Source organism: Paenibacillus thalictri (assembly GCF_004307995.1).
GTDB classification, from domain to species: domain Bacteria; phylum Bacillota; class Bacilli; order Paenibacillales; family NBRC-103111; genus Paenibacillus_AF; species Paenibacillus_AF thalictri.
Map to the genome: position 1 here is coordinate 33,301 of NZ_SIRE01000014.1, position 19,467 is coordinate 52,767.

Below are 19,467 nucleotides of genomic sequence, written 5' to 3' on the forward strand. Positions count from 1 at the left end.
ATCCTTTCTATTCTGTGGTAAATACTTACATTAGTTTACCATGGATTGGATGGGGATGTGAATACATTTGAAGAATTAAGAATGAGCGAGAAAACAGGAGAGAATATTACTTTATAGTGGGAGGTATTTTATGTCTTCATTTGATTACACAGAAAGCATTATCACAGTAAGGCGGAAAGGGGATAGCAGCGACCCCTATATCCCCATTTCCATCAATAAAACAATTAAAAATGGATTAGTGCAACTCCCTGAGATTCCCGATATTTTTCAATGTGTTGCTATAGCTGGAAACGGGGAAACATGGTTTGAAATTCAAAATGGTACACCTGTATCAACACAATACAAAGTATCTTATTTACACGGTTATGTAGAGTTCGATCCGGCTAATGAAGGAAAGACGCTAAACTTCTCATTCTTAGGAACCGGCAATGTATTCATCAGCTCGGAGCGAGTTTGGGTTGAATCAGATGGAAATAATGTCACAAAAACATTGGCCGACGTAATCGCTGCCAGCGCAACCGCAATTGAGATACTTGAACCGGCGCTGGAAGTCATTGATGATGCCAAAAATGCTACAAGTGCTGCCAACACTTCAGCAGTAAGTGCCAATACAGCGGCGAATACGGCAAATGCTGCTGCTACGAATGCAGATCAAAAGGCTATGCTGGCAAATGCAGCAGCAGATAATGCAAATAGTAAAGCGGATCTTGCAGATCAAAAGGCGAATCTGGCCGCCGAAAAAGCAGCATTAGCAAATACAGCCGCTGATTTGGCTACTTCAAAAGCGACTTTGGCCGACCAATCTGCAATAAATGCCAATATTGCCGCTGCCGCTGCTGTTACAGCCAAAGAAAATACAGATGTTGCGACACAATCCGCTATTGATGCAACAAATAGCGCCAATAACACAAACGATGATATCCAAGCTGCTGAAGTTGTCAGAGTTAGTCAAGAAAATACTCGTCAATCCAATGAGTCCGCAAGAACCGTTGAAGAATCTGCAAGACAATTAGCGGAAACAAGTAGGGCGAATGCCGAAGTTGCTCGAACAACCGAAGAAAGCAATCGGGTATCGGCTGAAATTGTGCGTCAGAATCATGAATCTGATCGTCAATCAGCGGAAATAGCTAGAGCAGATGCTGAATCAATTAGGGTTGCTAATGAAAACAGTCATATATCGGAGGAAACAGCGCGAACAAATGCCGAATCTTCCAGAGCAACAGCTGAAAATGAAAGAGTAGATAATGAAACGGCGAGACAATCTGGTGAAACTAACAGGGAAACCGCTGAATCCAATCGAGCTATCGCAGAGACTAACCGTGTAGATGCAGAAAGCAGTCGACTTTTATCAGAATCAGATCGAGTATCAGTTGAGAATCAACGTGTTATTGCAGAGAATACGCGGATAAGTGCGGAGACTGATCGTGAGACAGCAGAGGCAGATAGAGCGAATGCAGAGAACACTAGGGTATCCAACGAAACATCAAGACAACAGAATGAAACTACTCGACAAAATGGGTATGTGGCATTTTCTCTTATTGAACCGTATAATTCGGAACATCCTTACGTTCCGCTAAACAAAGTTATTTTTAACGGCAGTACTTACCAGTGTATCGCAAGTTCTCTAGGAAACGCACCTACGGATACAAACTATTGGATCTTAATCGCTCAAAAAGGTGTGGATGGAACAGGCAGCGGCACAGTCACAAGCGTAAGTTCTGCTAACGGAGACATTATCGTTTCGAATCCAACTGATACCCCTACTCTAACGGTTAATTCCGGTACAGGGGCTAACCAACTTTTGAAAATTGGTTCTGACGGAAAAGTTTCAGCTGACTTATTGAAGGATGGATCAATCAATATAGCTGTTAAAGCATCGGATAAATCTAATTGGGATGCCAAACAGGATATACTAGGTTTCACGCCTGAGAATCCAGCAAATAAAGCGCAACCTGGAGGTTATGCTTCGCTTGATGTTGACGGAAAGATCCCAATGGAACAAATTCCAGATGACGTAATCACGAATTTAGACTGGGACAATATTACTAACAAACCAACTTCAACTGTGGGAGAAATCGACGTGGCTGTTTCCAAAACTGTTGATATCGGTGATCTTCAAAACCTGTATACGTCTTCCAAGAGTAATTTAGTTGCAGCTATCAATGAAGCGTATATGTCATCTGGTAGCAAGCTAGTCATGCTCAGGAATACGGTGGATGTATCTGCCTCTTCTTCAAGTGCGAGCATTGGGATTAGTGATTTTAATAAAGATAATGACACGTTGATGGTATACGTAAACTCCGTTTATATTGAACAGAATGTGGATTATACCGTTTCCAATGATAGTTTACAGATTTTTAAAGTTACAGGTAATTGGGATGTTGGAACGCATATTAATTTTGTTGTATTAAAAAATGTTGCGACAACAGTAACAATGATTGACCCAAGTCAAATCCAAGATGGTAGCATTCAGGATTCAAAATTACATGCAAATAACAAAATTGGGCAATTATCTAATCTTACCACAACTGCTAAGTCAAATGTAGTAAGTGCGATTAATGAACTGCGATCTGATCTAAATGCTAAACAAGATGATTTAGGTTTTATTCCAGAAGATGCAGCAAATAAAGCGCAACCTGGTGGTTATGCTTCGCTCGGCGTTGACGGAAAGATACCAATGCGTCAAATTCCAGACGAAATAGCGACTAACATTACACCAGAATCAATTGGCGCAGAAACGCCTAACGGCGCACAAGCTAAAGCTACACAAGCAAAAGATGATGCTTTTGCCTATGCTAATCAATTTGATGAACGTGGCACTGGTACAAATTCACATGCAGAGGGTGATGGTACGATTGCAAGTGGTGAAAGCTCCCACTCTGAAGGCATTAATACTATTGCATCTGGAAAGGCTACACATGCAGAGGGTTGGAGTTCAAATGCAAGCGGTAATTATTCACACGCAGAGGGCAGAGCTACAAAATCGATTGGACTATATTCCCATGCTGAAGGAAGTTTCGCACAATCTATTGGAACCAACTCACACGCAGAAGGAGAAGGCACCAAAGCTGTTAGTAGAAATAGTCATGCAGAAGGGTATTCGACTAAAGCTGCATATGGAGCACTACCTATTTCTATCAATGGTTTTAATGTAACTTTTCCATCTAATCACCAATTTCAAGTTGGAGACAAGGTAGGATACAATGATACTGTATCTCATATAATTTTTGATACTGTAAATGTAACCGCTGTTTCTGGCGCAGTTGTAACATTGGATATGGTTGACTCATTAACTACGAATATTCCAGTTTATATTTTTAGTAGAGATGTAGGTAATTTTGGAGCTAACGCACATGCCGAAGGAAGTAATACAATTTCTGGCGGCAATTCTTCACATGCAGAGGGAATAAACACGATTGCACTTGGAGATTATTCACATGCAGAAGGACTTGGCACAACATCATCTGGTACAAAATCACATGCTGAGGGTGATAGTACATCAGCAAGCGGTGAGTCATCACACGCTGAAGGTAGTAATACAATAGCATCTGGCAAGTATTCTCATTCTGAGGGGTATTATACAAAGGCGACAAATGAATCAGCTCATGCTGAAGGTAATTCAGTAGAAGCATCTGGGAAACACTCCCACGCTGAGGGTGGCAATACACGTGCATTTAGCGACTATTCACATGTGGAGGGCAATGCTTCTATCACTCATTTTGCTACTTTAGCAACCAAATGTACTGCTCTTGGTGGCACATATGATGGTGGAATGAACTCTATACAAGTTGAAAGTACTGGTGGTTTTGCCGCTAATAGTCCAATTACTTTAATTGCTCCTGATAATACTGCTATTTACAACAGAGCAGTATATTTAGTGAACTCATCAACTGAATTGGTATTAATGATGTCAGATGGGACAATTCCAGTATCTGGAATTTTCCCAGTTTCATTTGTTGGATATACAGTTTTAAAAGCAACAGGCACCGCATCTGGTTCACATGCTGAGGGGAATGCTACTTTATCATCAGGTGACGGCACACATTCAGAAGGTGTTAGCACTAAAGCAATTGGTATTGCCGCCCATGCCGAAGGTTATGGAAGCCAAGCTAGTGGAAATTACTCTCACGCAGAAGGTTATCAGACGTACGCAGGTCAAGTAGCCGCACATGCTGAGGGCTACAACACAGTAGCAAGATCAGCGTATTCACATGCAGAAGGCTACAACACGGTTGCAACTTCACCAGCTTCACACGCAGAGGGATACAATACTTTAGTAAGTGGATACTATGCTCATGCAAAGGGATATTTTACAAATGCAAATGTATTTGCTTCTCATGTTATGGGACAATATAATAAACAACTTAGTGGCAATCCAGTTGCATATTCTTCAAGTGGTGATGCATTTGTCATTGGCTGTGGAACCAGTGATACTAATGTGGGCAATGCATTCAGAGTAACTTATACTGGCAAAGTATATGGCTCAGGTACTTTCGGAACTTCTGGTGCCGATTATGCAGAATATTTTGAGTGGTCTGATGGAAACGAAAATGCAGAAGATCGTGTTGGTACATTTGTTACCTTAGATGAAGATAAGATTAGAATTGCTAACTCCAATGATAGTTATATCTTAGGTGTAGTATCTGTTAATCCTTCTGTTGCTGGTGACACTTATGAAGATGACTGGTGTGGCAAATATCTTACTGATGAATGGGGAAGATTCCAATATCAAGAAGTCGAAATGCCCGCAGAATATAATTTGTTTAAGCATAATGCATTTCTTGACGAAGAAGGCAATATTTTAAGAGAAGCTTATGAAGAACAAATTGAGATTAGACCAGAAAGAACGGAAATTCATCAAGTCTTAAATCCTGAATGGGATGGAAGTAAGCCATACATTCCACGAAGCGAAAGAAAAGAGTGGAGCGTAGTTGGTATGATGGGTAAACTCCTTGTGCGTGATGATGGAACATGTGTTGTTAACGGGTATTGCAAATCTAACGATGAAGGAATTGCAACAAATTCTGAAAATGGCCATCGAGTTATGAAGCGGATTACTGACAATATTGTTCAAATTTTAGTTAAATAGCAATTGATCTAGGAGATCATCCAACAGGACGGTCTCTTTTTATTATGGTTAAGGAGGTTTCGAATGTCAGGATACATTAAAAAAGAACAGTTACATCAAGAACTAAACAATATAATCGAAGGTAAACAAGACAACCTAAACTACATTCCCGAAAACTCTGAAAACAAAGGTATTGCGGGAGGATATGCAGGGTTAGATACCACAGCAAAAATTCCAACAAATCAATTACCTGATTCGATACTCGGTCAAGTTGAATATATAGGGACTTGGAATGCGACGACAAATACCCCAACTTTGCCAAGTGCTGATATTGCAAAAGGACAGTATTATGTTGTGGAGACAGAAGGAATATATCAGAGTATTGAATTTAAAGTAGGGGATTGGATAATTTCGAACGGCAGTGTGTGGCAAAAGGTAGATAACACCGATGCCGTTCCGACTGTTTTCGGCCGTACAGGAAACATTGTAGCTGCTCCGGGTGATTACACAGCTACCCAGGTAACCTTTAGCCCGGCTCCGGGGATGACAGCAACAAATGTGCAGGCAGGCATAGTGGAGGCTTTTCAACTAATTGCCCTAGCAAAATCGTATAGTTAATACTATGAGGGGAGGTGTTAAAAATGCCAGCAGCACCGACTGTTCCAGACCAACCTAACCTATTGGCGCCAACAAATGGGTCTTATTTTCGAGATGTGCCGATAACGTTTAGCTGGACATATTTTGATATTGGTGGATTGCCGCAAACGTCTTTCAGCATCGAAATATCTTATAACAACTTCTCAAGTTCAGTATTTAGTAGTGGGTGGATAAATAGTTCTGCAACGAGTTACACGTGGTCTGGTTATCCTTATGGCGGTGAAAGTCATTGGTTTGAGGGCGTCACCTATTGGCGTATAACTGTTATGAATTCAGCTTATGGAGCAAGTCCAGTCTCAGCCATCGGATACTTTACAGTGGATAGCCAAGCGCCTACAATTGGTAGTATAACGGTGGAACAGAGAACTAATCAACCAACGCAACGTATGTATATATACGGTGTAGCGGATACTGGCTCTGGGGTTGATGCTGTACACGCATATATTCTTAATCTAGCCGGGTCAGCATGGGCTGGCCCCTTCCTTGCAACAAGTGCAGGGAGCGGTATATGGTACTATGACTTCAATCTTGCGTATGAAGGAAATGGTACTCATATTGTTCGATTCTGGGTTTATGATAAAAGTGGAAACGGAATGTATATCGATTCCTCTATTGTCTACGACACCGTTCCACCATACACCTCTAATATTGTTGTAGACAGCATAACCGCAGGAACAATAAGTATACACTGGAATCCCTTTAATGACCCTGACCCAAGTTCAGGAGGATGGAAAAACGCCTATATTACTGTGACTGATTCAACAGGAACTGTACAGTTACAAGTAATCCCGATAGTTAGCAGTTCTACAACTTACACAGTCGCGGGGCTATCAGCTGGAACAACATACCGAATTGCAGTTCAGTATCAGGATAACGCTGGAAACGTGTCAGCAGCCAACTGGGCTGTAGTTACAACCAACTCCGTTCCGTTTGCGCCGGGATTTATTAATATTGTAAGCGGCGAAGGGTATTTTATCAACCAGCGCCCCCAAATCAAGGTCAGAGTCCTTGATCCAAATGGAGATACTTTGGTTAACACACATATTCAGATAAGCGATGTTAATACGTTCGCATCTACCATCGTAGACTCATATTCTGCTTCGAATCCTGGTTGGTCAAGCGCAACCGCTATGTCAAATACAGATATTGCGTACAATCCGCAGGTCGATTTGGGGACAGGTATTAGGTATGTCCGACTCCAATCTTATGATGGTAAAGATTGGGGAAATTGGTCATATACGTTTGCCTTTATCATCAAGGCTCCTGATTGGATAGACACGATATCAGATACGGCAACAGCGGTAAATAAAGCTTGGATTGATCAGTTACGAACTCACATAAATGGCATCCGCGCCGCTCGTGGGATTAGTCCTGCTGTATGGACAGATACTGCCATATCATCCAGCTCTGGTAATACTGCGGGAACGAGTATCAAGGCCATACATGTAAATGAACTCAGGAATGCGCTCAAAGACCTTGCTTATGTTACTGGGATAAGCGTGTCATTTACTGACGACCCAATTATCGCCACCAATGGAAATACTCCTGGGACAGCTAGGAAGGGTAAACATTGGAATGAATTACGGAACGCCGCTGTTCTTTTTTAACCCTCCATGGGAGAACGTTTCTGTCCGGTCGGTTTATTTATTGTAATCAACGGGATGGACAGGAGGGGAAAATATGAAGATCATACTGGGAAACTCATATTCACAGCTCGTGGATGCTGATGCGGCTGAGTTTTCCCTTAACGAGTATATTAAGCACGAATCGATATCTATCGTAAGCGTCTAATAATCAGGTGTATTGAAAAAGAAAAACCCATGGTTCATGAGGATCCACAGGCTTTGCGCTATGTACAATGTTGTTTAACTGCTGGACTCCATGGAAGGTATTCATCAAACAACTCCGGTTGCTGGCGAAATGCAACCGCTGGTAACTGTTGCAACAGATAGACTAGATATTTATACGGGTTCAATCCATTTGCCTTTGCTGTTTCTACGATGCTGTAGATCGTTGCACTTGCGGCTGCACCCCGCGGGCTTCCGCTGAACAACCAATTTTTTCGACCGACACTAAAGGGACGAATGCTGTTTTCTGCTAAATTGTTAGAGATCACACAGTTCCCATCTTGTAAGTAATTCATCAGTGCTTGTTTATGGTTACGCACATAATTCAGCGCTTCGCCTAGCTTGGATTTGGGAAGAACTTTACCTTTGGCCGTTTCTACCCATGACCAAAAAGCATCGAGTACAGGCTTTTCCTGTACCAGACGTTGTTCCTTTCGCTCTTTAGGGGCATGAGCTGCAAGCTTTGCCTCCAGCTCAAATAGCTTGTTACAATAGGCTACCCCTTCAGCGGCAAAAGCCCCTTCCGGATGTTTCGCCTCCGGTGGCAATGCCTCAACAAACTTACGCCGAAGATGTGCCCAGCACAGACAAGATATCGTCCCTGCTAGATTCACATATCCGGAGTAGGCATCGCTATGTAAGTATCCCTTGAACCCTTTCAGGAACGCTTGCGGGTACTTCGCTCCTCGCCCTGGTTGGTACTCAATATACGCTAGAAACCCGTCCGAAGTTTACATTTACTGTGATCGGTGTAAAAGTCAATGGAGATGAAGGCCAGGTATCAATTGCTTTTGTTGAAGACGGTCAAGATTTAATTCTAGCTGTAACTATAATCTGAATAATACGTAAATACAAGTAAATACTTGATAAGGGGTGAACGCGAATGAGTTATTCCGTAGCAACCATTGGTAAAGATTCGGAGGGGTTAATGAGGAAATCTAGAGCCAAATGTGAGTGTGGCAGTAGCGCAGAACTTCAATACAAAGCTAAACTTGGTCGGTTTGGTATACATAAAGTGACAGTATTTAATGTCCCTGTGTATTCTTGCAATGGTTGCGGGAATAGTTTCATGAACGGTTCTGACGCGAAAAAATTTGCAAAACGCATAGAAGATGCGGTTAAGTCGAATCTTATTGAAATTAATTTTGACTGAATTTAATGATCTGTACTTTCTAAAAGTCACCCACAATCGGGTGGCTTTTTTGATTTGGAGGGTAAGAACTATTGAGAACACCTGAACAAATAGAAAAAATAAAAGAAATGTGGGACAGGATTAGATCTGAGGGTAAAGATATACCGGGAGCTATGGCAACACCTGAACAAATAGCCCAACATGATGAACAACAACGATTAAGGAATCAAAATCAACGAGTTTTAAAAACAAAGCAAAGTGGTGCATTAGTTTCAAGTGAAGTTAGCTCTGAAGAGTTTTCACAGTCACCGGGGCCAATTGGTGGTGGTGGTGGTGGAACTACAACAGCAGGTATATTTCATCCTGCGCCAAGTTCAGATCAATACATTCCAACATATATTCCACAAATTGTAGATCAAGTCGTTGTAAATCCAGTTACTTGGGAAGTGCCCGGAGAAGCTGGATCTTGTGTAGCTTGTGCAATTGCAACTGCTCTAAATGTATTGAAGCATCGAGAGTATGGGGCTAAGTATACGAATTTTTCAATTTCATGGATATTTGGGAATAGAGCTGTTACCGATTTTCAAGGGGACGGTATGTTTACTTCTCAAGCTCTTTCTAGAGTCCAATCCATCGGTGCACTAAAATATGGAGATTCAATCAATCCTGACTTTGGCGATGCAGAGTGGTATCCCGATAATAGATACTATTTATCGTCTTCAGGAAGCACATGGTCTGCAAGGAGTATTGTCGACAATGAGTATTCTTCAGTTGTTTCAAAGGCGAATCTATACAAAATTGGATCATGGTGGAGTATTACAGATAACGATTCCCTGAAAAATGCCATTACAAATAACGGGGCAGCTCTGATTGACATGTTTTGCGGTGTCGACAGCACAAATTCAAACTGGCTTTGGGCTGCAGGGAATAACAATGGGATGTGCAATCAAACAAATTATACAACATCAACTGCACACACCATGTGTGTAATTGGATGGAAGAATATTAATAATGAAGGATTTTGGATATGTGCAAATGGATGGGGATATACGGGAGACAACGGTATTTATTATGTAGCCATGAGCCACCCAGCCATCTATGGAGCATACGGATTATCCAACACGTCTACTCCTTCACATGTTCCCGATGGAAGGCCGAATAATATCTCCTTCTCACGTGTTGGTTCATCTTCGACATACAATATTAATTTTTATGCACAATATACCACGGATTTTACTATGTTTGATGTTTATGCCAATAATAACATGGGTAGTGGAGATGTATATAAAGCGACAATTTATCCTACGAAAAGTGAATCGGATAGATATTTATATGATGCAATCTCAGGAACAATAGAATTAGATTCTGAAGGTGTAAATTATACAATAAAATTAATTTCTCGTAATGGCATAGGCTACTCATCCAAACATAGGGAAATCAATTTTAGATCGGGCGATTCCACCGCGCCAACCTGGTATAATATGTATGCGGAAAGTATAACTTCCCATGCTGCAAAAATAATTGGTCAGGCATACGGAGATGGAGAATCTGGATTAAAACAAGCTAACTTCTATCTCAATGGAAACTTTGTCACCTCAGTTCCATTTAATATAAATGCTGGGGAAGAGCGTACATATATTATATATAGTATAGCCTGTAATCTATCGAATCTAGTAGAAGATACTGATTATATAGTTACTGCAAAAGTAGAAGATAAAGCTGGAAATATGTCTGGCAATACTACATTTCCATTTAGAACAAAAAATGTTACTCGTCCCGATTTTTTCAGTTGGACATATCCCAAAAATTACAATCAAACGTTCAATCTGACGGCCTCAGAATGGAATAGTCTTCAAGATAATATTAATGACGTTCGAGTAAACTATAAAGCTTTGCCAAGTTTTCCATTTACAAGAGCAAGTCAAGGAGCGACATTCACAGCAGATATGCTTTTACAAACAATAATAGCTATTTCAGGAGGCCCTTACGGTGTTCAGGGAACATCACCAACATATTATCTAGGAGTTACTCCGAGTATAGCACCACCAGCATCTAAAAATAAGGGTGATGTAATAACAGCAGATACATTGAACGGACTTGTAAGTTCAATAAATTCAGTATTATGAACAAGGACATTTATATTTCTTCAAGGGACTAGAGAGTGTCTTTTTAAATTAATTACAAAGAAAGGATGAATATTAATACATGGCAGATTCAGTTTGGATTCGAAAATATCTCACCGATAATGGATTGGATAATAACAAAATTGACTATGACCAAAATAGAGGAGTTGTAACCTATGGAGGTAAGGACTTTATTACTCCAACATCGGTAACAGATGGGATGTCATATGCCTCTACTGATGATTTAAACAAGGCTTTAGCAAATTACAATATATCGTAGAGTCAAAACAAGATAAATACTGCAATGGATGAAATCTATAAAAAAGCTTCTAATTCTACAAGCTCCAAAATCATTTACACCAACAGTTCAAGCTCCTACGATTCAGCAGTTTTCATATAACGCTGACAGCGATCCACAGTATCAAGCAGCATTGAGGAATGCACAACGTAATGCTCAGGTTGCTGGTCAGGCAGCACAAGAGGAACTTAATTCAAGAGGCATCCTTAACTCAACGGTTACATCTGATCGACTAGTACTTAATTTCGCAAATGATCCAACAATAAAAGGTTGATCTTACCAGCGGTATGTTACACTTGATGAACAGAGTAAAGTTCATAGAGGTGATTCCGATGGCAAGAGGACCTAAGGCTGCTGAAATCCTGGTAAGTGAAAAACAACGCGAAATACTGGAACAACTGATTCGGCGGCGAAATACACCGCAAGCGTTGGCGAAACGGGCGCGCGTGGTCTTGGAGTCGGTCAAAGGCGTCAACAACACAGCCATTAGCGAGCTCTTGTCATTCGATCGCCCTCAGGTTGTCCTTTGGCGCGGGCGTTGGATCGCGCACTACTTGGAGTTTTGCCGAATCGAACAGGAACATCAGGAAGAGTTGGAAGCCGCTATTGTACAACTGCTTCAGGATCAGCCTCGCCCCGGAACGCCGGCGACCTTTACCGAGCAGCAAGTGCTGCAAATCATGGCGATCACCTGCGAAGATCCGACGCTCAGCGGACGATCAGCCATTGGACGCCGCGCGAAGTGCGTGATGAAGCGATCAACCAGGGCATTGTCTCGTCCATTTCGATTACACAAGTTTGGCGTTTTTTAAAATGAAGCCGACTTGCATCCACACCGATTTAAAGGCTGGATGAACGCCAAACCGCAAGACCCTGCCGAGTTTGCCGAGAAAACACGGGAAATTAGTCGGCACTATCGATTGGTTCCGCTGCTGCATACGCTTGGCGTGCACGTCGTGTCGATCGACGAAATGACGGGAAAACAGACATTGGAACGACTTCATCCCCTCTTGCCCATGAAACCGGGATGGGTGGAACGGCGAGAGTTCGAATACCTCCGTCATGGCACGCTCAGTCTGATTTCCGGCTTGGCGGTGGCCATGGGCAAAATCGTTTCATCCACCATGGCTCCGACACGTAACGAAAACGATTTTGCCGCTTATATCGAGCAACTGATCGATACCGATCCACAAGCCGAGTGGGCATTTATCGTCGATGGACTGAACACCCATCAGTCGGAGAGTCTGGTTCGACTGGTTGCGCAGCACAGCGCATTGGACGATGCACTGGGGAAGAAAGGCAAGTCGGGCGTGTTGGCTAGACTGGCCAGCCCCGCTATATTTTTGGCCGATCCGTCACATCGCATCCGATTCGTTTATACGCCCAAGCACTGTTCCTGGTTAAACATGATCAATTATGGTTCAGTATTCTGGTTCGTCGTTTGCTCAAGCGTGGAGATTTTACCAGCACATTGAACTTACAGCAACAAATCTTTCAGTTTATCGATTATTTCAATGCAACGATGGCGAAACCGTGAGCTTCACAGCCCCCATACAGGTCTTGTATCCCTGCTGCTCCGCGCGATGTCCGGCTAGGATGGCGCGGATGACAGTAGCAGTGGATGGACCGACTTGCTCCGCCCATTTGATAAACCGCTCGGCATTCCACTGAATGTATTGCTTATGTTTGTCTGGCATATGATCGGCAAGCGTATGATATTGTCCGGGCCGACCATAGAGATGAGGATGCGAGCAGATGCGGTGATGGTTGTAGAAGACCTCGATTACGCCTCTGGTGACGCGAACATCCACTTTGTGCTTGATATATTTATAGGGCACGCTGTAATGCATCTTGTCGACCGCTATGTGATAATTGAACTGTACGGTGGCAACTCTCCAGGAGGGGCATTCGTACGCGGAAAGCGGCAACGGCAAGAGAGCGTGTTTCTCCTCGTCGAGAAACGCGCTCAACCTGCTACCCGGCCTTTTCTGAAACGGTCGTTTATTTAAATGCTGTCAGTCATGCCAATCTATTCACTGTTGCACGGTTTAACACCTCGGGAACGGTGTTTCGCGAGCATTGACAACTAGAGGCAATGCTCCGCTGGCTGAGCCCCATGCTACTCAGCCGTAAGATATCTCGATACTTCATTCGGTGGTTATGATTTTGCGCTCCAATTATTGGACACGCATTCCTCCCATTCTAGCGAAGGAACTCAGCGGTGGCTCTCACGATTAACAATGTGGCTCTATTTTATTAACAGGATGGCTCTCACTCATTAACTCAATGGCTCTATGGCACCGAAATATTCAACGCTCCGCCGAAGGCTGATCCGCTGTTTTACATCGGCATGGCTTTGGTCATTGTCGGCAGTTAGGTTAGCGGTTATGCGATATTTGCGGCATACGGCAAATGGAGGCGTGCGCATAAACGCCAGCCGTCCCCGTTATTCGCCTACATGGCGGTGGCAACGATGGTGCTTTGGCAAATATGAACGGTCGGCGTTGCCGCAGAAGTCGTATTTCAACTGATCCCGTGGTCGCTCGGCTGGGTAGACCGCATTAATGTGGAGCTTAGCCGGACGTTGTTCTGGTACTTCGGCCATCCGCTTGTGTATTTCTGGCTGCTGCCGGCTTATATATACTGGTATGTCAACGTGCCGAAACTGATCGGCGGCAAAATTTTTCAGCGATTCTTTGCCGCGGTTGACCTTTGTGCTGTTTATTCTTTATTCGATTCCGGTCGGGTTTCACCATCAGCTGACCGAGCCGGGAATCTCGTCGTTCTGGAAGTTTCTTCAAGTGGCGCTGACGATGATTGTGGTGATCCCGTCTCTGATGACGGCATTTTCGCTGATGGCGACCTTTGAACTGGCAGGAAGGGAAAAAGGAGCCACAGGGTTGTTTGGTTTTTTTCGCAAACTTCCGTATCATGACGCCCGGTTTTTTGCCGCTTTTGTCGGCATGGTTATTTTTATACCGGCAGGAGCGGGAGGCATTATCAATGCCAGCTACCAGTTGGACCAGGTGGTGCATAACACGTTATGGATCACGGGGCATTTTCACTTAACCGTCGCTTCGACTGTGACGTTAACGTTTTTCGCCATCACCTACACGCTGCTGCCGGCTTTGACCGGCCGTCAAGTAACCCGTTTTGCCAATCGTCTTGGGATTGTACATACGGTGATATGGGCACTAGGGATGGCGTTGATGTCGATTCCTATGCACATCGTCGGATTGTTCGGCGAACCGCGAAGAACGGCCTTTACGACGTATATGGATCACCCGGTGGTCGCGACCTGGGTTCCGTACCGGAAGCTTATCGGCCTGGGGAGCGGGCTGCTGTTCGTGGGTGTGCTGCTGTTTCTTTTTATCGCGTTGTATTTATGGTTTTTTGCGCCTAAGACCGAACAAAACGTTGATTTCCCGCTTGGGGAAGTGCACGATACGGGACATAGACCACCTGCTATTTTGGAGCGGTGGAGTGTATGGGTCGGGCTGACGATTGCGCTGACGCTGATCGCTTACACGATCCCGGTTATGGATATGATTCGCCACGCGCCGCCGGGATCGACAGGATTCAGAACGTGGTAGAACCGCGGAAACAGTTAAAAGAGTGTAAAAAGAATCGCAAAAGCCGGATTTGTGACTGCCATCACAATGTATCCCGCCGCGCCTTGTTAGAATAAGGTTATCCTAAGTTAATGGGAGGGACCCTAAATGACATATACGCAGGGAACTTACAGAAACGAAAACAATGCAGCCGGCATCATATCGTTGTATGAACAGATCGGAGGAGCGGAAACGATCGACAGGCTTGTTCATGCCTTCTACCCGAAGGTATACGAGCATCCCGAGCTCAGGCCGCTTTTTCCCGACGGGGTGGATGAAATACGGGCGAAGCAGTATTTGTTCTTAACGCAGTTTACCGGCGGGCCTGCGCTCTACACGGATCAGTTTGGCTTTGGCAACATGCGCAGCATTCACGCCCGGTTTCCCATTACCCCGGCAAGGGCTGAAGCTTGGCTGTCGTGTATGCGTGAAGCGATGGACGAAATTGGACTAAACGGTCACCCGAGGCAACTGATGTTTCAGATGTTGACCAATGCGGCCAACCGCTTCGTCAATACGCAGCCTCATCACCAATGCGGCGGCATGCAGGCAGGCGGAGCCCCGGTCGAGCTGTGCGAACCGCTGGCAAGATTAAAAAGCGAGCATGGACCGTTAAGGGAACAAATGGACGCATATGCCCGCGAAGCAGCGGAGATTGGCACGAATCCGAATAAAACGGATTGGAGCGGGGATATTGCTTCATTGCAAATAAAGGTGGAAACATTTGTACGTGAGCTTGACCCTCATTCAGAACGGGAAGAGGAGATTCTGTTTCCTCTTATGGCCAAACATGTAGGCAGACAGATGGGGCCCATTGCCGTAATGGAGCACGAACATGAGCTGGCCAAACAAAACTTGGCGAAATTCACCGAAAACGCCCGGAATTTACCGGGAAATGTGGATGCTGATCTGGCAAAAGAGATCGTTTCTTATGCTCTTCAAGCCCATGCCGTATTAACCGAGCATTTTATGAAAGAAGAAAACGTATTGTTTCCGATGGCGGAACATATGTTGAATGCGGAGGAGAAGGAGCAGCTTGCACGCGCCTGGGAGTAACGCAATTCCATTTCAGGAGGTGATCGGCATGAATCCATACAAGCTGTCGTTTGAAGAAACGTTCATTCAGCCTGTGCTGGACAACGGCGTTTCCAAGGTCGTGAAATTTTCGTTTCCGAAAGGGAAAGTTTTGCAGAAACATAAGACGACTAGCGATATTCTTGTTTTTGTTCTTGATGGGAAAATTCGCTTTACCGCAGGCGAAGATGTGGAACTGCAGACAGCGGATATGATCAGTTTGGCTAAACAGGTCGAACACTCCATCGAAGCTTTGGAAGACAGCTTGGTCGTGCTTGTGCTGACGCCGAGTCCAAACGCACATTCGATATTTAAGCCCGACGGCGATTAAGACGTTTATGAAGGGCAACGTAGGCAAGGGAGCGAGGCTTCGTCATGTATAGTTTGTTATCCTGCAGGTAGCTACAGCTCCCTTTTTTGCTTGAGTCCTTCCAAATCCAAAATCACGATACGATTGCGATGGATTTCCAACAGCTGTTCCTTATTGAACTGATTAAGCAGCCGATTTACGGTCTCTCTTGTCGTACCCACAGCATTGGCAAATTCCTGGTGTGTCATTGGCACGTTGATCGTAAATTGGTTGTGTTTGGTATCCCCATGTTGTTCCGCTAGCAGCAGCAGGAACGATAAAACCCTATGTTTGACATCTTGCCCCGACAGCACCTGCAGCTTTTCTTGCAGCTCCCGGATTTTGTCGCCCATAACACGCATCATTTTGATGGCAATCGAAGGGGTGCTCATCATCAAACTCTCGAACAACCGGACCGGAATCGCCAGCAGCTCCGTGTCAACGATGGCTTCCGCCGTGGCGGGATACGGATTTTGATTAAAAAAGCCGGTATGGGGAAACATGTCGCCGCTTTTCAAAAACGAGACGATCTGCTCGTTGCCGTTTTCATCGGTTTTAAATGTTTTTACAAGCCCCTTTTGGATAAAATAGACGGCTTCTTTTTCGCTACCTTCGGTAAAAATGGTTGATTTCTTCGGTGCGGAACGAGAATTGGCGATTGCCTCCATACGCTCCAGCTCTTGTTCGCTCAAATCGTGGAACAGTGGCGTCTGCTTAAGAAAAGCTGCCGCTTTTTCTCGTTTCATCGCTGTCCCTCCTTCTTTCCTTGATATAGAAACCGATTTAATTTGAATTATACCCGATAGGTTCTCATTCGACCAAGCGATAAATGTCCGGAACTCATGGACTTAAGTGAATAGTCCCCAACGATGCGGAAAAACGCCTCCAAACCGCTGTACAAGCGGGATGAAGGCGTTTTGCTTACATTATGCCGAGAATGAATCAATGCGCTGGGGTCAATATGGCCAAGCAGGATTGGATGTGAACCAGGTGGATGGCAACTTCACATAATAGCTGCCTCCAAACGGGTTCCCGCGATAGTAGGTCAAATGAGCATCGCTGCCATCCCATAAAATGGACGGATAATGGTACCAGTCGCTGCCGCCCGTATATTCGATCTGCTTGTAATTGCTCCATGTTCGTCCGCCGTCCGTACTGATTTGCGAGGATAAAATGAGCCGGGCTCCGTCGGAAAATCCGTCCCCGGGAACGTAATTCGTGCCGCAGCCGATGAGGATCAGCGTATCGGTCCCGGGAAGGCGGGACAGCTTCGGCGGCGAAATGCTGTAGCGGATCTGCGTCTGCGCCGGAGTCGACCATGTATCCCCGTTGTCGGCGGAACGGGATTCGTAAAGCCAACCGGTGCGTGTGCGCGCATACAGTAGCAGCTCGTTACCGCCAACGTCGACGATATCCGCCTCCCACATTTCGCCTCCGCTCGCCGAAAGCGGTGACGGCGTCTTGTTGCTCCATGTCAGGCCGTTATCGTCGGAGACGTAGACGAGTGTCCGCAGCGGGCTGTTTTTGTGCGCAGGCATGACCAGACGTCCGCTTGCCAGCCGGATGATACGGTCGTTTGTTGTTGCGACATAGTTGTATGTATTGTCCGAGATCGCAATTTCCGCGGACCAGGTTGCCCCTTCGTCCGTTGAGGTGCGAAACACACGTTTGGCGTCCGTCGAACCGGTGAATGTCGTATAAGCAACGCCCAATTGACCGTTTGCGAGACGAACAAGCGAAGGCTGGATCAGCCCTCTGGACGGATTGGAAAATAAAATCGATTCCGCGGACCAGGTGAGACCGCCGTCTGAGGAAGTTCGTTTGGCAATTTTCGTGCCGACATCCAAATCGGCGGTGCTCGGGAATTTATCGTACAGGAACAGCAGAGAACCGTCGTTCAGCTTGATCATGCCGCCTTCGCCGTTGCGCGGATTGCCCGCCGATACAGGAGCAACGGAGATGCCCCGCGTTGCGCCGGAAAGCGTCAAGGTCGCGGTATTCGGAAAAGCGACCGTATGGCTTACGCCGTCGGAACGAAAAGCGGTGATCCGGTGTTCATAGGTCGTGCCGGCAAGCAGTCCGACGCTTTGATACGATGTCGTATTTGCCGGCAGCAAGCCAAGCGTAAGCCAGCTTGAATCTCCTAACTTGCGGCGTTCGATGCGATAGCCTTGTTCATTCGAAGCGTTATCCGTCCAGCTTAAATTCAGATGGGAAGGGGAGCCTGTTGAAGCGGACAAAGCCGTCGGATCGGCTACCGGACTGGTTGTACCCGCATATTCCAGCTTTACCGCATCGGCGATCGTATAGCCGGCGTCGGTCGCCAGCAGCTTGATATACGAGGCGCTGCCAACGGCAAACGGGTAAGTGCCCACAAGTACCCATTGCCCGCCATATACCTGCTGGTTGACGGTTCGGCTGCTATCGGTTCCGCCGTCGTATACGATTTCGACCGGAGCGGCGTCGGGACGGTTCGTATCGGCCGTCCACCGCATGTACACGTGATAGTAACCGGACACGGAGATAAACGGCGTCCACTTCGCCCATTTATTCGCATCATCGGCGCCGATCGTGCCGTCGCTTGTATAATTTGCGCCGTAATAGCCGCTCAGTATCGTGCTTGCGCCCCAGGTGCCGTTTGCCGTAAATCCGCTGTCCGTATTATCCACGATAATATCAGAAACTTCGGCGGGCACAAATTTCACCGCGTCGGCGATGGTGTATCCCGAATCCGTCGCCAGCAGCTTCACATAATGGGTGCTGCCTGCTGACAAAGCGTAACGGCCGATAAGCACCCACGTACCGTGGTTTTGCGTCTGATTCACTGTTTTTGATGTATCGACGCCGCCATTGTACGAAATTTCAAGAGGAGCCGCGTCAGGGCGGTTAGTGTCCGCCGTCCAGCGCATATAAATGTCGTAAAAGCCGGCGTCCGTAATGAGCGGCGTCCACTTTGCCCATTTGCTTGAAGCATCCGCTCCGGAAGTGCCGTCGCTGACATAATTCGGCCCATAGTATCCTGCAAGAATCGTACTTGCCGACCATGTGCCGCCGGTCGTAAACCCGGCATCGGAATTGTCAACGATGACCTCGCCGGCCGCTTGGGCGGTTTGGGGGGCGATGCAGCCGACAGCAGATGCAATACATATGGCGAGTAAAACTGCGCCAAAGCTATTTTTCCAAGTGTTGTTCCAAGATGCGATCCAATGACTCCATTTCAAGCGCATCATGAAGTGTTCCTCGCTTTCAATATATTGGACTGCCGGCAAAAAGCTGCCGGTTAGCGGCCTGTTGTTTGTATCTTCCTT

General features: G+C 45.5%; 14 protein-coding genes and 2 pseudogenes. 12 read left to right on the forward strand and 4 right to left on the reverse strand.

The genetic code is table 11. From position 1 onward, the window contains the following. Window positions 1-130: 130 nt before the first annotated feature. From EYB31_RS19825 to EYB31_RS19835, 3 genes are all read left to right on the forward strand, one after another. Window positions 131-5,089: a peptidase G2 autoproteolytic cleavage domain-containing protein gene (locus EYB31_RS19825; RefSeq protein WP_131015156.1), complete on the forward strand. Its 4,959-nt coding sequence runs from the start codon at window positions 131-133 to the stop codon at window positions 5,087-5,089. Window positions 5,090-5,152: 63 nt separating this feature from the next. Continuing rightward, window positions 5,153-5,686, forward strand: a complete 534-nt coding sequence (locus EYB31_RS19830; RefSeq protein WP_131015157.1) for a hypothetical protein — start codon at window positions 5,153-5,155, stop codon at window positions 5,684-5,686. Window positions 5,687-5,709: 23 nt separating this feature from the next. Next, the gene (locus EYB31_RS19835; protein ID WP_131015158.1) at window positions 5,710-7,332 is read left to right on the forward strand and encodes a fibronectin type III domain-containing protein; all 1,623 of its coding nucleotides are present in this window, start codon (window positions 5,710-5,712) and stop codon (window positions 7,330-7,332) included. 242 nt (window positions 7,333-7,574) lie between these two features. Here EYB31_RS19835 and tnpC read toward each other — a convergent pair. Next, window positions 7,575-8,276 (reverse strand): annotated as a pseudogene (tnpC, locus tag EYB31_RS19840) (IS66 family transposase); the annotation flags it as partial. Window positions 8,277-8,455: 179 nt separating this feature from the next. Between tnpC and EYB31_RS19845 the strand changes: the two are divergent. The 6 genes from EYB31_RS19845 to EYB31_RS19870 all read left to right on the forward strand — a co-directional run bounded on the left by EYB31_RS19845 (window position 8,456) and on the right by EYB31_RS19870 (window position 12,600). Beyond that, a complete protein-coding gene (locus EYB31_RS19845) occupies window positions 8,456-8,725 on the forward strand; it encodes a hypothetical protein (protein ID WP_131015160.1) in 270 nt (89 codons plus the stop codon). Window positions 8,726-8,796: 71 nt separating this feature from the next. After that, window positions 8,797-10,830 (forward strand): C1 family peptidase, encoded by a 2,034-nt coding sequence (locus tag EYB31_RS19850; protein WP_131015161.1) that lies wholly within the window; start codon window positions 8,797-8,799, stop codon window positions 10,828-10,830. Window positions 10,831-10,909: 79 nt separating this feature from the next. Beyond that, window positions 10,910-11,107: a hypothetical protein gene (locus tag EYB31_RS19855; RefSeq protein WP_131015162.1), complete on the forward strand. Its 198-nt coding sequence runs from the start codon at window positions 10,910-10,912 to the stop codon at window positions 11,105-11,107. A 28-nt stretch (window positions 11,108-11,135) separates the two neighbouring features. Then, window positions 11,136-11,399, forward strand: a complete 264-nt coding sequence (locus EYB31_RS19860; protein WP_131015163.1) for a hypothetical protein — start codon at window positions 11,136-11,138, stop codon at window positions 11,397-11,399. A 25-nt stretch (window positions 11,400-11,424) separates the two neighbouring features. Then, window positions 11,425-11,937 (forward strand): COG3415 family protein, encoded by a 513-nt coding sequence (locus EYB31_RS19865; protein ID WP_240762625.1) that lies wholly within the window; start codon window positions 11,425-11,427, stop codon window positions 11,935-11,937. 12 nt (window positions 11,938-11,949) lie between these two features. Next, window positions 11,950-12,600 (forward strand): transposase, encoded by a 651-nt coding sequence (locus EYB31_RS19870; protein ID WP_206105472.1) that lies wholly within the window; start codon window positions 11,950-11,952, stop codon window positions 12,598-12,600. Window positions 12,601-12,636: 36 nt separating this feature from the next. Here EYB31_RS19870 and EYB31_RS19875 read toward each other — a convergent pair whose 3' ends face one another. Continuing rightward, window positions 12,637-13,095: a Mu transposase domain-containing protein gene (locus EYB31_RS19875; RefSeq protein ID WP_131015164.1), complete on the reverse strand. Its 459-nt coding sequence runs from the start codon at window positions 13,093-13,095 to the stop codon at window positions 12,637-12,639. Window positions 13,096-13,433: 338 nt separating this feature from the next. Here EYB31_RS19875 and EYB31_RS19880 point away from each other — a divergent pair. From EYB31_RS19880 to EYB31_RS19895, 3 genes and pseudogenes are all read left to right on the forward strand, one after another. Further along, window positions 13,434-14,718: pseudogene (locus EYB31_RS19880) on the forward strand (cbb3-type cytochrome c oxidase subunit I); the annotation flags it as partial. Between the two features lie 126 nt (window positions 14,719-14,844). Further along, entirely contained in the window at window positions 14,845-15,792 is a 948-nt protein-coding gene (locus EYB31_RS41700) for a globin domain-containing protein (RefSeq protein WP_338119958.1), read from the forward strand. Window positions 15,793-15,820: 28 nt separating this feature from the next. After that, window positions 15,821-16,141, forward strand: coding sequence for a cupin domain-containing protein (locus tag EYB31_RS19895; RefSeq protein ID WP_131015165.1), 321 nt, complete (start codon window positions 15,821-15,823; stop codon window positions 16,139-16,141). A 71-nt stretch (window positions 16,142-16,212) separates the two neighbouring features. On the opposite strand, the gene EYB31_RS19900 is transcribed toward EYB31_RS19895, so the two are convergent. Together EYB31_RS19900 and EYB31_RS19905 are read right to left on the reverse strand one after the other, a co-directional pair. After that, window positions 16,213-16,905, reverse strand: coding sequence for a Crp/Fnr family transcriptional regulator (locus tag EYB31_RS19900; RefSeq protein WP_131015166.1), 693 nt, complete (start codon window positions 16,903-16,905; stop codon window positions 16,213-16,215). A 210-nt stretch (window positions 16,906-17,115) separates the two neighbouring features. After that, window positions 17,116-19,389 (reverse strand): golvesin C-terminal-like domain-containing protein, encoded by a 2,274-nt coding sequence (locus tag EYB31_RS19905; protein ID WP_131015167.1) that lies wholly within the window; start codon window positions 19,387-19,389, stop codon window positions 17,116-17,118. Between the last annotated feature and the right edge of the window lie 78 nt (window positions 19,390-19,467).

Excerpts from the sequence above, each read along its gene's own strand:
- EYB31_RS19905 (WP_131015167.1), bottom strand. The coding sequence starts at position 19,389 with ATGATGCGCTTGAAATGGAGTCATTGGATCGCATCTTGGAACAACACT.
- EYB31_RS19855 (WP_131015162.1), top strand. The coding sequence starts at position 10,910 with ATGGCAGATTCAGTTTGGATTCGAAAATATCTCACCGATAATGGATTG.
- EYB31_RS19900 (WP_131015166.1), bottom strand. The coding sequence starts at position 16,905 with ATGAAACGAGAAAAAGCGGCAGCTTTTCTTAAGCAGACGCCACTGTTC.
- EYB31_RS19825 (WP_131015156.1), top strand. The coding sequence starts at position 131 with ATGTCTTCATTTGATTACACAGAAAGCATTATCACAGTAAGGCGGAAA.
- EYB31_RS19895 (WP_131015165.1), top strand. The coding sequence starts at position 15,821 with ATGAATCCATACAAGCTGTCGTTTGAAGAAACGTTCATTCAGCCTGTG.
- EYB31_RS19835 (WP_131015158.1), top strand. The coding sequence starts at position 5,710 with ATGCCAGCAGCACCGACTGTTCCAGACCAACCTAACCTATTGGCGCCA.
- EYB31_RS19865 (WP_240762625.1), top strand. The coding sequence starts at position 11,425 with ATGAACAGAGTAAAGTTCATAGAGGTGATTCCGATGGCAAGAGGACCT.
- EYB31_RS19845 (WP_131015160.1), top strand. The coding sequence starts at position 8,456 with ATGAGTTATTCCGTAGCAACCATTGGTAAAGATTCGGAGGGGTTAATG.
- EYB31_RS41700 (WP_338119958.1), top strand. The coding sequence starts at position 14,845 with ATGACATATACGCAGGGAACTTACAGAAACGAAAACAATGCAGCCGGC.
- EYB31_RS19830 (WP_131015157.1), top strand. The coding sequence starts at position 5,153 with ATGTCAGGATACATTAAAAAAGAACAGTTACATCAAGAACTAAACAAT.
- EYB31_RS19860 (WP_131015163.1), top strand. The coding sequence starts at position 11,136 with ATGAAATCTATAAAAAAGCTTCTAATTCTACAAGCTCCAAAATCATTT.